The organism is Leptospira sanjuanensis (assembly GCF_022267375.1).
Taxonomy (GTDB): Bacteria; Spirochaetota; Leptospiria; order Leptospirales; family Leptospiraceae; genus Leptospira; species Leptospira sanjuanensis.
The window spans coordinates 226307-241796 of the sequence record NZ_JAIZBH010000002.1; the positions used below are offsets into that span (position 1 = coordinate 226307).

A 15490-nucleotide genomic window follows, 5' to 3' on the forward strand; every position below is an offset into this window, starting at 1 on the left:
CAATGGTTTTTCCGAACCGATAAACTCGATCCATCGAACGATTTTACATCGGAAAACAAACAAGGACCTATCCGCCGAACCCGCGGTCGAAATCCATTGTCAATGTCTACAACGGCTACGATCGTTTTGATTCTTCTCGTTTGGATCGGTTCGGGTTTTATCGGCCGCGCGAGCCTGTTCGCCTTCGATCATAAACACGGTTCTTTTAACGCCGAACTCAAAAAGTATGTCAAAGAAGGTTCCGTCGATTATACATCTTGGAAAAATAACCGAGCCGCTCTGGATTCTTACCTGCAAACGTTGAGTTCCGTTTCCGAAGCCGAATATTCTTCCTTTAGCCAAACGGAAAAACTGAGTTTTCTGATCAACGCATACAACGCGTTTACGATTCGGCTGATCTTGGATCATTATCCTCTGAAAAGCATCAAGGAACTCGGAGGAATTTTGACGGGACCGTGGAAGATGGAATTCTTCTCTTTGTTAGGATCTAAAAAGAATTTGGATTGGATCGAACATCAAAAACTGAGAAGGGAGTTTCAAGAACCGAGAATTCATTTCGCGATCAACTGCGCATCCAAAGGATGTCCACCGCTTCTCGAAGAGGCGTTTCAACCTTCTAAGCTGGAAAGCCAGCTTTCAAGCGCGGCAAAACGATTTCTTTCCAACCCAAACTACAACCGATACAATGCGACAAAAAACGTTCTGTATCTTTCGAAGATCTTTCAGTGGTTCCAGGAAGATTTCACGCGGAAATCCGGAAATCTCGTGAACTTCTTCAATTCCAACTCGGGACTTTCTCCGGTTCCGGCCAATTCGGAAGTCGAATACTTGGATTACGACTGGAATTTGAATCAAAAGAAATAATCTTCGAGAACCTCCAAAAAAAACCGTCGATCTGAAAAAAAACCGAAATCGCTCTGTTAACTCAGGATAGAAGGCAGGAGCGGCAGAGGAATTTACTTGAAATCGGGTTCTCACTCTTCAACTTAGTTCCAATGACCTCCCGGAAAGATTTTATGGATGCTCTCTATCGAGAGTACAGCGGAAAGATCTTTGATTTCCTCTATAAATACAGCTCCGGGAATCCTGAAGTCGCGATGGACCTCATGCAGGACACATTCCTGAATTTTTTCAGGAAGTATGCGGACACGGATATAGATCGGGAACAGGCGGTCCGTTTGCTTTACACGATCGCCAGAAATCGGTCCATCAATCACTCTCGGAAATTTTCCACCGTAAAGGAAAGTGGAAATCCGGAAATGCAGGACTTTCAGGAACAAAAGCTTTCTTTCGTCAGAAAGGCCGAACTCAAGGATTTGGAAGAGCGTCTTCTCGACTGTTTGGATGAGTTAGAAGAGGACGAGAAGTATGCTTTGATTCTTCGGTTTATGGAAGATTACAATCTGACGACCATTGCGGAAATTATGAATATATCGGTTTCGACCGCTTCGCGTTTGATCGTAAAGGCGACTGCGAAGGTGACGGAAATCGCGGAAAAGAAAAATTTGAAACCCTGATTAAGAGTATCGATAAAAATGGAAGAATCGGGAATGGAAAGGGAAGAGAAGATTAAAGAAATTCTGCTCGATGGGAAGCGGAACGATTTGAGTCCTTCTGTGGAATGGCTGGCCAAAGGCTTAAGCAATTCCTGGGTTGAATATTCGCCCCAAGAAGGAGACTTCGAGTCCCTCTATGCCCGCGCACTTTCCGAAAAATCCGACGATTCTACCTTAAATCGTTCGAATGCAAGTCACGGAATCGCGGCGACCCGCAAAAACAACGTTTTATCCTTTTCCGATTTTGCAAAGAATAAGCTCCTAATCGGGCTTTCCGCCGCGGCGATCTTTTTGTTCGCCGTTACATTAGGATATTATTCTATTCTAAAAGATAAATCCCCCGTCGGTTCCGAAAAAGGCGGCGTCGAAATTTCTCAGGTGGAAGGGGACGCGTATTTAACTTCTTCCGATCCGAAGGATAAAATTCTCCTCAAGCCCGGCGTGCGAATCCAAGAAGGCCAAAGGGTCGTTACCGCTCCGGGTGCGATTCTGAATCTGAAAGTTTCCGATGGAATCGCAGTGAGAATTCTTCCCGACTCGGAAGTTTCGTTCCGTTTGATCGATCTTTCCACACATTATAAGATAGGAATCGATCTGGAAAAAGGCGAACTGCTCGCACACATTCATAAGAATCTTAAAAAAGAAGAATTCATCGTTCGTTCCGAGAACGTAAGCGCCGAAGTCCGGGGAACCAGCTTCAGCTTTCAAAACGTTCCGGGAGAAGGAACTCGGGTTCGGGTTCTCGAAGGACGCGTTGCGATCAGCGCTCGTGAAGAATCCAAAAATACAGCCCCGGAAGGGGAACAGGTTCTTGAACCGAATCAGGGAATTTTCGTAAATCAAAAGGGCTTTGTCCGTAGCCGTTTGAACGACGCAGAAAAGGACCGTCTCGGAACGGAGTTCGAAAAACTTCCTATCGATGCGATTCCTCGCGATAAAAACCGGGCGTATGCGAGTAAACAAGAACTCTTAACGGAGTTTCAAAGAATGGAACGTATCGTTCTGGTCGATGGGAAATCGATCGAAGGTGTGATCGTCGATATGGACGAGAACTCGATGTATGTTCAAACTCTGGAAAGAGAAATCACGATCGAGAGAGCGTCGATCTCCGAAGTGATTCAACTCCACTAAAATCAAATTCTCTTTGACAGTCGGCCGGTAAATCGGGAAATTTAGTCCCGAGGACCTTGCATGACACAGAACGACCCCGGTAAAAAAAGAATTTTTAGCAACTACATCATCGACCGGGACTTTCAACTCAAGTTTTTATTGAATTATTCTCTGCTGATCGTTTTCGGCTTACTCTTAACAGTGGGATTTCTCTATTGGCTGAACTACACGAAGTTCGATAAGGGAGTCGTTTTCCGTTTAAGAAACGATCCGGTCAAGGTCTATCAAAAGGGATTCGAAGATCAGAACGGAGTGGAAAAGGAAAAGTTCGTGGAACGCGAAATCTTTCTGCCGGATTACGATCACAGACTGGACATGTTTACGATTCAGGTGAACGGAATTCTTCTTTTATCCGGTTTGTTTCTCGGAATGACCGCGATCTTTACGGTGATCTATTCTCACAAGATGGCCGGGCCGGTTTACAATATCAAAAATCATCTCAAAAAAATGGCGGCGGGGGAAGAGCCCGTTAAGAAGATTAAGATCCGCAAAGGCGACGAGTTTCAGGAACTCGCCGATCTTCTCAATCAAGTCATCGAAAGAAGAATCAACAACGGCAACGGCTGAATTTTCTTCCGATCTCTCTTACGTCCGATCGTCTTCCGATTATGGCGTCGACGTAAGACGGCCGGGATTGAAAAAGAAGTTCGATCTTTGCGAGAGCCGATCTTCAAACCGGGAAATTTATTGTGGATTTTTTCGGGAACCCGTGTAAATTTTTCCGGTATGATTCGTAAGGTTTTATTTTTTCTTTCCATCGTTTTCCTTGTTCCCCAAGTCCTATCGGCCGACGAAGAGGTTGCGATCGCTTTATTCGTTACGGGAAAAGTTCAGTATTCTCAAAGCGGTAAAACGGAAACGCTGAAGAAGAACACGGTTCTTACCAAAAACGCGAAGGTGGAAACCGGAGACGGAAAGGCCGATCTTCAGTTGGGTGCGAACGCGGTGATCCGTTTGGCGCCGTTTACGAAAATCGAAATCGCGGAACTCTTGTCCGATAACTCCAAAAACACGGCCAAGGTGACTTTGGTTTCCGGGAAACTTTTCGCCAACGTTCAAAAATCGAATAAGAAGGAAGATCTTCAGGTTAGTTCGACTTCTTATACGGCCGGCGTTCGCGGAACTCAGTTCGTGATCAGCGAAGAAAAGAATAAGGCTCCCCGCAACGACGATTCGGATATACCCGACGGAGTTTTCGTGAATGAAGGAGAGGTCGCCGTCAATTCTTCCTCCGGCGGAGAATTGGATCTTAAAACGGGGGAACAAGCTTCTTGGAACGGAAAAGAACTTCTGCTCGAGCCCTTAAAGGAATTCATGAAGGAAAAGATGAAGATCATCCAAAACTTCAAAGCGATCAAGGCCGAGAATTATCAGATGCTCAAGGATCAAAAGTTGAAAAATAAGGAGCTTCTGGAGAACTTTCCAAAATCATAATATTCAATTTGCCTTAAGGATTGGCCGAGATGAAGACTTTTACGACTTCGGCCAATTCTTCCCCTTTGTCCTCCTGCAAAAAATGTCCTCCGTTGGCGATCGTGACGTGTTTTTGTCCTTTCGCACCGGGGATCAACCTTCTAAAAAAGATATCGCCCCCCTTTGTGATCGGATCTTTGTCGCTGAACGCGGTGAGAAACGGTTTCTTCCAAGTTTTTAAAATCTCCCAAGCCTTTCGATTCGCTGCGGATGCGGGATCGTCCGGTGTGATCGGAACCAATGCGGGAAACTTTCGCGCAGCCGCCTTGTAGGTTTCGTCGGGATAGGGCGCGTCGTAGGCGGCTACGATTTCTTTCGTGAGTTCGGAAGTGCAACCGTTCTTTACGATCGTTCCGATTGCCAGTCGTTTCACGTTCTGCGAAAAGTGTCTCCACTTTAAGAAGTCTTCTTTGGGCGGAATATCGCCTGTGGGTAAAAACGTGTTGGCCGCGACGATTCTGGAAAAGCGGTCCTGATTTTCAGCCGCGAGTCGAAGTCCCAAAAGTCCGCCCCAATCTTGACAGAACAGAGTGATCCTTTTCAGATCCAGTTTTTCCATAAATTCCTTCAACCAATCCATGTGCGTTTGATAGGTGAAAAATTGCGGATCGTCCGGCTTATCGGATTTTCCGAAACCGACTAGGTCTGGCGCGATCACTCGGTACCCCGCGGCTGCGAGCGGAGGAATCATCTTTCGGTAGAGATAAGACCAGGACGGTTCTCCGTGAAGGAGAAGAACGGTTTCGCCTTCGGCGTTTCCTTCTTCTACGTAGTGCATTCTCAGATTTTGCACTTCCACATAGTTGGGTTTGAAGTCGTACCCGGGCAGATTTTCAAAAGCGGAGTCCGGCGTTCTTAGGATTTGCATAGGGACAGTAGGATCTTATAAGCTTTCAATCGGGGAAGCATTTTTCTCGGAGCGGAACTTTTTGAGTCAGCGAAAAATGTCCGTGTTGGCCTTTTGCGAATACCCGATGACAGGGATAAGACTGAACCGCTTCCGACTTTGGATCGAGGGAAATTCTTGTGGTCGCCGCCGATTTTCGGTCACTCCGGATTTTTAGGGAGAGAATGTAGGAACTCATACAAGCATTGTTTCGATGTTCGAGAAATCCGTTTCGTGAAGGATGTATTGAGTATAATGTTGTAACCCATGTCTCCGGTTTAGAGTGTTACCGATGTGCCGGAACACACAACCCAGCTCTTTCATAATGCGACATAATGTACATTATCGGAAGTTACCTGTTGCATCACATAAGAATCTACTCCAAACTGTTCACGATGATGGATACGGCTATGATCCGGGGCCTCGTCAAAGACCCAGCAATTGATAAACGAAGTTCACGTCCAAAGATTGCCGAACGTGTCCCGCTAAACGGTCCAGGGATTTTTCAAGATTGTACGAAACTTGGATTTCACCCAAGGGTTGTTTGCCGTTGCGGGTTCGGATCCGATCCAAATAATTTCTCCGAAATTCGTCGCGATCAAAAACCCCGTGAATGTATGTTCCCCAGATTCTTCCCGTAGAATCGCTGTGACCGAGAGCTTCCTTGTCTTCGTTTAAAAAGATCGTTTCGTTTTGTCCGATCGACTCCGTTCTCCCATGATGGATTTCGTAACCCTCCACTTCGCAGCCGCTCGGATTATGAATCGCCTTGACTTGCTTGAGCGATTTATCTTTTTCGAATACGGTTTCCAGATCCAAAAGGCCGAGGCCTTTTGCGTTTCCCCGATCCGTTTCGATCCGATATGGATCCAAGACGTTTCTTCCGAGCATTTGATAACCGCCGCAGATGCCAACGATATCCGTCCTTCCGTTTTTCGACAAGGTTAGGATCGATTCCGCTAAACCGACATTGCGTATATGATCCAGATCGGTGACTACATTTTTGCTTCCGGGAAGAATCAGAACGTCCGGTTCTCCCAGATCCTTTCGACTTTTCACGATGCGAACGCGTACGTCCGGCTCCATCCGGAGCGCGTCGATATCCGTATGATTGGAAATCCTCGGTGTGTCGATTACGGCGACATCGATTCTATTTCCTAAGGGCGATGTGTCGTCTAACGTTCCTGATTTGAATTCAAGGGAATCTTCTTCGGGGAGTTCCAGATTTTGAAGGTGAGAAACGATTCCGAGGACGCGTTTGCCCGTGTGTTCTTCCAGATATTCCGTTCCCGTTTTGAGCAATTCTTTGATTCCTCGAAATCGGTTGATGATAAAACCGGCCACGAGTTTTCGTTCCCATTCGGAGAGAGTCTCCATCGTTCCTAAGATCGATCCGAAAATTCCTCCGTGATCGATGTTTCCGATGAGAAAGACGTTGGCCTTTGCATACTCCGCCATTCTCATGTTTACGATGTCGTTTTTTTTCAGGTTCACTTCGGATGCGCTGCCGGCGCCTTCTATTAGGATCGCGTCATATTCGGACGAAAGGGAATCGTACGCTTTTTTCACCTCTTCAAACGCGAAGGATTTGTATTTCGAATAGTCTCTGAAATCCATGGCGGCGATCGGTTTGCCGTTGATGATTACCTGCGAATCCTTTTCGCTCGAAGGTTTGAGAAGAATGGGATTCATCCGAATGTCCGGAAGAATTTTTGCGGCCTGTGCTTGCAACGCTTGTGCCCGTCCGATTTCCCCTCCTTCACGGGTAACGAAAGAATTTAAGGCCATGTTCTGCGATTTAAACGGAGCGACTTTGATTCCTTCTTGGACGAGAATTCGGCAGAATGCTGCGGTCATGACGCTTTTCCCGACGTTAGACGCCGTTCCTTGAAACATGATGGCCGGAGTTTTACGCGGGATTCTGCGAGGATGTTTTTTACCGTGGAATAACTCGTGGAGAGCGTTTAAAATCGTTTCGTTTTCTTCGGGAGTTCGGACCGCAATGCGAACGAAATATTCCGAGAGTCCGGTAAAATTACCGCAATCTCGGATAGCGATCTTATACTTCGATAGAAGAAAGTTTGTAAGAGTCGCAGCCGTTCCGTATTTCCTTATTTTTACCAGAACAAAATTCGTTTCGCTTGGGAATACATGCAGAAAATCGAATTTACTGAGCTCCGCAACGAAGTTCCCTTTCCATTCGGAAACCTTGTTCCTTGTCGTCTTAAAAAAATCCGAATCGTCGATCGCTTTTTCGTAAACGGCCGCGGCGAGCGCGTTGACATTCCAACTGGGGAGTCTTTTTTTGAGTTGAGAACAAATTTCTGCCGAAGCGTTGCAGAAACCGATCCGCAGTCCCGGAATCGCGAGAATTTTCGTCAAAGACCGGATCAAGATCATATTTTCGGTTCGTTCGTTTTGAAACGAATCCTCTTCGGAAACGAATTCGATAAACGATTCGTCGATCACAAAAAAACTGTCGGAGAATGTCCGCACGAGCGTTTGAATTTCTTTTTTATCTAAAGCGAGTCCGGTGGGATTGTTCGGATGTCCCAAAAAAATCAACGCCCTCCGGTCCGGATTTGATCGTAGAACCTGTTCGATCGCATCGACTCGAAGACGGAACGAATCTTCCTCGAGGAGGCGCAGTTCCGTGCAGGGAAGATTGGCGAGTTGAATCGCTTCCCGATAACCGCCGTAACAGGGTTCAATCAGAATCGCATAATCCGCGTTTACCGCAAATGGAATCTGATGGATAAGTTCCTCCGCTCCGTTTCCGAAGACGATCCGCTCGGGAAATATTCCATACTTTGCATATATTTTTTCCTTTAAAGACGCGTAATCGGGATCGGGATAAGAGACAAGATCGCTGATCTTCGAGTTCAAAAACGGACGTAACCATTCCGGAAACCCGAGCGGATTGATATTTGCGGAAAAGTCCAGGATTTGATCGGGCGTGCACCCTGCTCTGCGTGCAAACTCCCAAAGATTCCCGCCGTGTTTTGTATGTTCCACCATATCGGCTTTTTATCCTATTTGTCTGCCATTCCGATTTCGAACTGCAAGCGGAAGCCCGCTGACCATAAGTAGGCCGAGTTCTCGCTTTGTGCAACGGTTTGATTGCAAGTTCCCAAAAGATGCCTGTAAATTAGGGTAGAATTCTCCGAGAAGCATTAACGCATGTTACTGATAAATTGACTTTTTTAAGTTACGGATCGCCTTACTTCCGAGGACGAAAGGTATCAAATGAACTGTAATTCCACCGGCATTCGGATCGATTCTTTTGGAAAGAAGATTTTTTTCGATCGATCTAAGAATCTTTTCGAGTTGAAACGCTTTTCTCTTTGATCTAAGATAAGATCGATTCGAAGTTTTGGAATTTGTTTGCAGAATTCTCCGGGGTGCGGCGCGGGTTCGATAGGATCGAAAAATCAAGTTTAATGAACTTAAACCTCGCTCTCTACGATCGCTCGGTAGGTTCTTATACTGAAATCGTTTCTAAGAATCCTGCTTGACCCTGAAAAAAAGAAACTTATACAGTTCGCATGTTTTTTTTAGCGCAAGCCCGCCCCATTCTTGTCTGGCCGGAATTTTCCTGGATCCCGGTCATCAACGGAACTATCTTCGTGGCTCTCCTGTTGCTTGCGGGATATTATCTAGAACGTCGTTTTCGAAATTCGATCAAACATCGCGCCGCGTTGCGCGCTAGAATTCTCAAAAGACTTCCGCTGACATACATGAACGGAAGAGACGTGATTCAAATCCACTCCTTTGTGGATCATGCGTCCGTCTCCGTTCTTCAAAAGATCTCGGATTCTCACTCTTGGTTTCAGGAAGTGTTTCTTCCGGAACTTGCTTCGTTTCTCGCACATCAGGGAGAACTCCCCGCTTGGAGAGACGCGCTCATCGTCAAAAGGTTGCAACATCTTATTCACGATCTCGGGCCTCATCCGAGAAAATTGATTCCCGTCGTATTCTTGACCGATGGGGACGAAGCTTTTCCCGGACTTTTGTATTCTGGGCCTCCCGGTGCGGACTCCGTTCAGAAATCTCTTCACACGAAGGTTTTTACGAAGAAGTTGTATCATTCGTTTCCCGTATCGACCGGCGATAAGATTCACGTATTGTTTTCCGGCGAGGACAAGGAATGGATCCGTTTCGACGCGAAGATTCTCAGTTTAAACGGAAACGATATGGGAATTCAAGTCGAAACTCCCCCTGAAAAAGACGCGGAAAAGACGAGGGCTTGGGGTGGAATTCAAATGGGCGGCGTCAGCGTCCAGGAAGATGTCGCGCTTCCGGAGGAATTTCAAGGAAGTCTAACGCAGATTTTGAACTACGCGGCGATGGGGAACTCGGCAACGTCCGAGATTCAACGCAGGGTGCAAGCCTTTAAGGAACATCCCGGTCTTGTCCGCAAGGAACACAAACCCGAAGAAATTCAAACCTTCATTCAACTTTACTCCGCTTGTTATGCGAGATACAGATCGGACATCGGTCCGGTTCCGAAAGCGGTGCTTCTGTTTTTATATTTCTTTTATCTGGACGAGAATCTTCTTTCGGCGGGAAGAATCGTCCAGCTCTACGGAACTCTACAGAAGATCCGAGATTATACTCAGGATGCAAATCCCTCCAATCATAAGATCGCCGTATATTTTTTACCGGAATGGCTCGGACTCATTCTTTCGGGAAAGAAAATTCCTTCGCGAAATCACCTGGCTCAATCGTACGAACAAGTGCGTGCGACGATGTTGCGTAAAACCGGAACGGACGAATTTGCGGGCGACAGCGGAATCGAAGATCTTCTTCATCTTTTGGATTGGGAACTAAGCAATTTATTGTTCAACGGTCTGATCGGAGTATCCGCCAATCCGAACCTCGCGTATCCGATTCTTTCCGAAGATCAGATGTACGGCGAGACGGACGCGTTCTTAATGACTCCGGAAAAACTGAACGCGGTCGTGGATCACGTTCATAAAATCGATAAACATCTTTTTTACAGACAAATCTCTTTCGAACCCGAGCAGACTCCCGGCAAACCCGAACTTGCTATGAAGGAAATCTGTCCCGATTGTATCATTCTTCCCGTATTCGGAAGCAGAGGCGTCCTTTGGCAGGAAATCACTTCGGGACTTTCGTCGAGAGGACGTCTCGTGTTTCCGCAGATTTTAAACGAGAACATGACTCTTGCGATCACGAGAACCCTCGGAGAATTTCGCTGGGAAATCGAACGGACCGTCCGCGGTAGAAAGTGGAAGGATTCTTCCCCTCCTTCGCTGACTTCGGAATATTATTTGTATCTGGAGAATTACCGCAAGTCTCCGGCTTTGACGCCCGACGCAAAAAAAAGCATCGATCAACAACTGGTGAAATATAAGAAAAATCTAAAGGATATGTTCGCTAGCGATTATTCGTATTGGATACTGTTCGAATCCTCGGGCAAACTCAGACTCAACCGCGTTTCGAGGGACATACTCAATCGTTACGTTCCGTTTTCTCCGCAGCTTCGGGCCGAGCTGCAGAAAAATCCGATTCTCAAGGAGTCCATGGATTCTTTCGAGGCGAGAAAACGAAGGCTCGTTTCCGGAATCAAAAAAAGATACAATCCTTATTTTCAGGCGGGAAACGTCCCCGTCGAAGTTCTGGAAACCATCAAGTTTTTCGAGGACATGTAAGAATATTATAATAATCTTTCGAATGGAGAAGTGCGCCAATCCTTCGTTACGAAAAACTTGGAATGGCAGGCCGGGCAGGCGTAGTTTCCGGAAACCTGTATCTTCAGCAGATGAAAACAGCTTGGACAATTTACCAGGACGGGGGAATTCTCCGTAAACGCCTCTCCGCCTGCGTCTTCCGCGGTTAGATGCGCTTTTGCGGATTCCCGATCTCCGAAGACGGGAATTTCGTTTTCTTGTTGGGAAGAAATTTCGATTCCGCCGGGAACGGAGCAGATCGCGAACCGGGTTTGCGGAAAACGCTCCGGAAGTCGGTTTAATATGGAAGCTCCCTCTAACGTTGCCGTTTGAAGTCCCGATGCGTCCAAAAGAATTTTGCGAGGAGCTTCCGTGAGATCTTCCAATTTGGAAAGCAACGCTTCTCCTAACTTAAAGTCCAGATCTCCTTGGAGGTTGATAATAATTTCTTTCAAGGTGTCCCGATATTAGAACCGATTTATTCTCCTATTGGAGTGGGGCAAGAAAAGAATTTCTGCAACACATTTTTCGATTCGCCCAAAAATCGGCCGCATCCATTTCAAAAAGATTGGACTTTTGGGAACAAGCGGATTTTATTTCCTACATGCTCGGTCATTGGAATCGGAGAATGTGGATCTTTCCTTTGGATCTTTTATTCATGGGGATCTCCTACTTTTTGGCGCATTGGATCCGTTTCGAATCGTTCGTTTTTCTCGCTCAACCGGAAAGATTTCTCACCTCTTTACTCATTGTCATCAGCGTTCGAGCCGCGGTTTTTATTCTTTCGGACATTTACAGATCGATTTGGGCCTATGCTTCCATTCACGACCTCGTGGAAATCATCAAGGTCACACTTCTTTCTTCCCTGATTTCGACCACGGCGCTTTTATTCTACAACCGATTCGAACAGCTCTCAAGAATGGTTCCGGTTCTCGATACGCTTCTTCTTTTGAGCTTTCTTTGTATCCGCAGTTTTTCCTGGAGAGTGTTCCGGGATCAGTACATTCTCAAAAAGGCAAAGGAAGAAGGACTTCCTACGCTCATTCTCGGTGCGGGAAAAGTCGGAGCTACGCTTCTTTCCGAAATCCGTAGGCACAACGAACTAAAACTCAATCCGGTAGGATTCTTGGACGACAACGTCCAAAAGATCGGCGCGCATATCCAAGGCGTTCCGATTCTCGCAAAGATCGACCAAGCAGAACAGATGATTCATCAGTTCGGAGTAAAACAAGTCATCATTGCGATCACCAATCCGGACGGAAAGTTGATCAGCCGTTTGATCCGTTCTTTCGAAAGCACGGACGTGAAGTTCAAGATTCTTCCTTCTTTGGGATCTTTGTTTTTTGATTCTCCCAAACTGAATCAACTCCGGGAAGTTCAGGTGGAAGACCTTTTGGGTCGTCCGGTCGTAGACTTGGAAATCGAATCCATTCGTTCTTATCTCAAAGGCAAATCGATTCTCGTGACCGGGGCGGGAGGTTCGATCGGAAGCGAACTTTGCAGACAAGTCGCCGTATTCGAGCCTTCGAGAATTCTCCTGTTGGATTCCGCCGAAACGCCGTTATACGAAATCGAATACGAACTGAAGAAAAAACTGCAAGGTCAGAATGTGGAACTCGTTCCGATCGTCGCGGACATCAAAAATCTTTCTAGAGTCAGTTCGATCTTTGAAAAACATTCTCCGCAGGTCGTATTTCATTCCGCCGCTTACAAACACGTTCCCATGATGGAAGTCAATCCGACCGAAGCTGTGATGAACAACATACTCGGTACGAAAAACATCGCGGACATTTCAAGACTTTCCGGCGTGGAACGTTTCGTTCTTATTTCCACCGATAAGGCCGTCAATCCGGTCAACATCATGGGCGCATCCAAACGCGCCGCCGAATTGTATCTACAACATGTTTCGAGAGAAACCAGAACCAAGTTCATCACGGTTCGATTCGGGAACGTTCTCGGTTCGAACGGTTCGGTGATTCCTCGTTTTAGAGAACAGATCGCAAACGGTGGACCGGTCACGGTAACACACCCGGATGTAATTCGTTACTTCATGACGATTCCCGAAGCGACGCAGCTTGTGTTGCAGGCCGGAAGTATGGGAGAACGCGGAGAAATTTTTATCTTAGAAATGGGCGAGCCCGTCAAAATTTTGAATCTCGCCGAAGAAATGATTCGTCTTTGCGGACTCAGACCGCACGTGGATATTCCGATCCAATTCACGGGACTCAGACCCGGAGAAAAACTGTTCGAAGAGCTTCTTTTGGATTTAGAAGGGATCAAAAAGACGCACCATCCGAAAATCAAGATCGCCGCTCCTCTGGAAAATCAGGAGACGACCACGTTCCTAGCGCGTTTCAACGAACTTCTGAACGCGGGCCGCACCAATAAAGACAAGGATATCTTCCTCGCCTTCAAGGCGCTCGTTCCGGAATACAAAATCCACGGGGATTATTTGAACGAGGCTAACGCGGGAATCGCAGATCAGAATTTAAAGAATGGATAAACAAAATCTAAAAGAAGAAATCCTTACGCTCCGAAAGTTCAAACGTTCTTTGTTCGATCTTTACTGGGATCAGTTCGGAACCTTCTATCTGCAAGCCGTGCCCCATCGCCAACTGGTTATCGGCAAACGCGGGTTAGTCGGCGACGAAAAAGAATCCGGGATCGTTCTCGTATTCGGACCAAAAGGCGGCGTTCGTCGTTTGGATCTTCAGGAAGAATGGATCTACGCGGAACTTCAATTCGGATACGTCTGGGAAGAAGTATTCATTCCCTGGGATTGTGTCCTACGCTATTTTGATAAAACTCAGGCAACATTGACGAATTTAAAAGTTTTTACGACGGAGCCGGAGATCCTGCAAGATTTCCGTTCGGGCGAGAAGACGGTTACAATAGAGAAAAAAGAGGATGAGACGAAGGATGATAAGTCCAACGTGATTCAAGTGGATTTTGGGAGTAAATCGAAACAATGAGCCAAAATAAATTAAAATGGTTTGTACTGGGGGATTTGGACGGCTTTTTCGGTCTGATGATCGACAATCTGATTCAGATTCTCGTTCTTTCTTTTTTGCTGACCACGTTATGTGGTGTTCCGGGCGACTTCGTTTATAAGGTCATTCTTCCGGGAACGGCAATTTCTCTTCTGCTCGGGAATCTCTTTTATTCCTGGCAGGCGCACCGTCTCGCCGAAAAGGAGAATCGAACCGACGTCACCGCCCTTCCCTACGGAATCAACACCGTATCTCTCTTCGCCTTCGTGTTCTTTATTATACTTCCCGTATATAAGAAAACCGGCGATTATAAACTGGCTTGGCAGGTCGGACTCGTTGCGAGTTTTCTTTCCGGTTTGATCGAGATGTCCGGTTCTTTTGTCGCGGAAAAAATCCGCAAGGTGACTCCTCGCGCCGCGCTTCTTTCTTCCCTTGCGGGAATCGCGATCACCTTTATTTCCATGGATTTTCTGGTAAAAACCTTTCAAAATCCTCTGATCGCGTTTCTTCCGTTCGGGGTGATTCTTCTGCAATACTTCGCTAGAGTCGTGTTTCCGTTCCGTCTTCCGGGCGGACTCGTTTCCGTAATCTTAGGAACCATTCTTGCCTGGTCGCAAGGCGCTTGGGGAAATCCGATGATGGACGGGGCGCTGCTCAAAGGTTCCACGAGTCAGATCGGTCTTTATCTTCCGGTTCTTTCCGTTAGCGATTTGTTTGCCGCGTTTCAACATGCGGATATCCGCGAATATCTTTCCGTTTTGATTCCGATGGGGATCTTTAACGTGATCGGTTCGCTGCAAAACATTGAATCCGCAGAAGCCTCGGGAGATTCCTTCAACACCAGAGATTCTCTGATGGCGAACGGAGTGGGAACCGTCGTCGGATCTTTTTTCGGATCTCCGTTCCCGACTACGATCTATATCGGTCATCCCGGCTGGAAGGCGTTAGGCGCTAGAGCGGGTTATTCCACTCTCAACGGAGTGTTTATGACGATCGTAGCGCTTTTCGGTCTTCTCGCATTCATCCAAGCTTTGATTCCGGTCGAAGCCGGAATGGCGATCGTACTTTGGATCGGAATTGTGATCGGTTCGCAAGCGTTTGAAGCGACTCCGAGCAGACACGCCCCTGCGGTTGTGATCGGAATTCTTCCCGCTCTTGCGGGTTGGGGAGTTCTTCTCGTTCAATCCACGTTCAACTACGCGGACCGATCGATTGCGGGAATTCTGGAGAACGCGGGCGTAAAAGAAACCGCTCATCTTTGGATGTCCGATGTTCCTTTAGGGTTGCCGTTTCTTCCCTATCCTCTCGGAGGACTTTTGAGTCTGTCGCAGGGATTTTTGATTTCTTCGATGATCTGGGCTTCGATTGCAGTGTTCGTCATCGATCGGGATTTCAAAAAAGCTCTCATCACTTGTTTGATCGCGGCCTTTCTCGCGGCGACCGGCTTCATTCACGGATTCTCGTTGCGAGGAAACGACATTCTCAATCAATTCGATGTCGGTTTAAATTCTTTCGTAACCGCGTATGTGTTGTTGGGGATTTTATTCCTAATCGCTTCTTTTTTTCGTAAAGAACCGCGAAAGGTTTAAATTCACCGAGGTTAGCGACTCGCTGAGTTTAGGGAGAGTTTCAAAAAAAGTGAGTTTGTCGCGTTAAAAACTCAACAGAACGCTCCCTGAGTTGCGATCCGTAGAGAGCGACTCGCTGAGTTTAGGGAGAGTT

General features: G+C 46.8%; 12 protein-coding genes. 9 read left to right on the top strand and 3 right to left on the bottom strand.

Translation table 11 applies throughout. The features are described from left to right. Positions 1-102: 102 nt before the first annotated feature. The 5 genes from LFX17_RS19070 to LFX17_RS19090 all read left to right on the top strand — a co-directional run bounded on the left by LFX17_RS19070 (position 103) and on the right by LFX17_RS19090 (position 4160). Positions 103-864, top strand: a complete 762-nt coding sequence (locus LFX17_RS19070) for a DUF547 domain-containing protein (protein ID WP_238748381.1) — start codon at positions 103-105, stop codon at positions 862-864. Positions 865-1016: 152 nt separating this feature from the next. Then, complete coding sequence (locus tag LFX17_RS19075) at positions 1017-1517, top strand: RNA polymerase sigma factor (protein ID WP_238731780.1); 501 nt, start codon at positions 1017-1019, stop codon at positions 1515-1517. 18 nt (positions 1518-1535) lie between these two features. Continuing rightward, positions 1536-2687 carry a FecR family protein gene (locus LFX17_RS19080; RefSeq protein WP_238748390.1) on the top strand — a complete coding sequence of 384 codons (1152 nt, stop codon included), beginning with the start codon at positions 1536-1538 and terminating at the stop codon, positions 2685-2687. 60 nt (positions 2688-2747) lie between these two features. Continuing rightward, positions 2748-3293, top strand: a complete 546-nt coding sequence (locus LFX17_RS19085) for a HAMP domain-containing protein (protein ID WP_238731782.1) — start codon at positions 2748-2750, stop codon at positions 3291-3293. A 159-nt stretch (positions 3294-3452) separates the two neighbouring features. After that, complete coding sequence (locus tag LFX17_RS19090) at positions 3453-4160, top strand: FecR family protein (protein WP_238748392.1); 708 nt, start codon at positions 3453-3455, stop codon at positions 4158-4160. Between the two features lie 13 nt (positions 4161-4173). On the opposite strand, the gene LFX17_RS19095 is transcribed toward LFX17_RS19090, so the two are convergent. Both LFX17_RS19095 and LFX17_RS19100 read right to left on the bottom strand, forming a co-directional pair. Next, a complete protein-coding gene (locus tag LFX17_RS19095; RefSeq protein WP_238731784.1) occupies positions 4174-5067 on the bottom strand; it encodes a haloalkane dehalogenase in 894 nt (297 codons plus the stop codon). 444 nt (positions 5068-5511) lie between these two features. Further along, a complete protein-coding gene (locus tag LFX17_RS19100) occupies positions 5512-8100 on the bottom strand; it encodes a cobyric acid synthase (RefSeq protein ID WP_238748759.1) in 2589 nt (862 codons plus the stop codon). Between the two features lie 530 nt (positions 8101-8630). Here LFX17_RS19100 and LFX17_RS19105 point away from each other — a divergent pair. Beyond that, a complete protein-coding gene (locus LFX17_RS19105; protein WP_238731785.1) occupies positions 8631-10760 on the top strand; it encodes a hypothetical protein in 2130 nt (709 codons plus the stop codon). A gap of 5 nt (positions 10761-10765) precedes the next feature. Here LFX17_RS19105 and LFX17_RS19110 read toward each other — a convergent pair whose 3' ends face one another. Then, positions 10766-11233: a hypothetical protein gene (locus LFX17_RS19110; RefSeq protein WP_238748408.1), complete on the bottom strand. Its 468-nt coding sequence runs from the start codon at positions 11231-11233 to the stop codon at positions 10766-10768. Between the two features lie 149 nt (positions 11234-11382). Here LFX17_RS19110 and LFX17_RS19115 point away from each other — a divergent pair, with 149 nt between their 5' ends. From LFX17_RS19115 to LFX17_RS19125, 3 genes are read left to right on the top strand one after another with little or no spacing between them, the layout of a single operon-like run. Continuing rightward, positions 11383-13281, top strand: coding sequence for a polysaccharide biosynthesis protein (locus LFX17_RS19115; RefSeq protein ID WP_238748426.1), 1899 nt, complete (start codon positions 11383-11385; stop codon positions 13279-13281). Continuing rightward, complete coding sequence (locus LFX17_RS19120; protein ID WP_238731788.1) at positions 13274-13750, top strand: ClpXP protease specificity-enhancing factor SspB; 477 nt, start codon at positions 13274-13276, stop codon at positions 13748-13750. Before LFX17_RS19115 ends, LFX17_RS19120 begins: the two co-directional genes overlap by 8 nt. After that, the gene (locus LFX17_RS19125) at positions 13747-15357 is read left to right on the top strand and encodes an NCS2 family permease (RefSeq protein WP_238731789.1); all 1611 of its coding nucleotides are present in this window, start codon (positions 13747-13749) and stop codon (positions 15355-15357) included. Before LFX17_RS19120 ends, LFX17_RS19125 begins: the two co-directional genes overlap by 4 nt. Positions 15358-15490 lie beyond the last annotated feature (133 nt).

Excerpts from the sequence above, each read along its gene's own strand:
- LFX17_RS19070 (WP_238748381.1), top strand. The coding sequence starts at position 103 with ATGTCTACAACGGCTACGATCGTTTTGATTCTTCTCGTTTGGATCGGT.
- LFX17_RS19075 (WP_238731780.1), top strand. The coding sequence starts at position 1,017 with ATGGATGCTCTCTATCGAGAGTACAGCGGAAAGATCTTTGATTTCCTC.
- LFX17_RS19080 (WP_238748390.1), top strand. The coding sequence starts at position 1,536 with ATGGAAGAATCGGGAATGGAAAGGGAAGAGAAGATTAAAGAAATTCTG.
- LFX17_RS19085 (WP_238731782.1), top strand. The coding sequence starts at position 2,748 with ATGACACAGAACGACCCCGGTAAAAAAAGAATTTTTAGCAACTACATC.
- LFX17_RS19090 (WP_238748392.1), top strand. The coding sequence starts at position 3,453 with ATGATTCGTAAGGTTTTATTTTTTCTTTCCATCGTTTTCCTTGTTCCC.
- LFX17_RS19095 (WP_238731784.1), bottom strand. The coding sequence starts at position 5,067 with ATGCAAATCCTAAGAACGCCGGACTCCGCTTTTGAAAATCTGCCCGGG.
- LFX17_RS19105 (WP_238731785.1), top strand. The coding sequence starts at position 8,631 with ATGTTTTTTTTAGCGCAAGCCCGCCCCATTCTTGTCTGGCCGGAATTT.
- LFX17_RS19115 (WP_238748426.1), top strand. The coding sequence starts at position 11,383 with ATGCTCGGTCATTGGAATCGGAGAATGTGGATCTTTCCTTTGGATCTT.
- LFX17_RS19120 (WP_238731788.1), top strand. The coding sequence starts at position 13,274 with ATGGATAAACAAAATCTAAAAGAAGAAATCCTTACGCTCCGAAAGTTC.
- LFX17_RS19125 (WP_238731789.1), top strand. The coding sequence starts at position 13,747 with ATGAGCCAAAATAAATTAAAATGGTTTGTACTGGGGGATTTGGACGGC.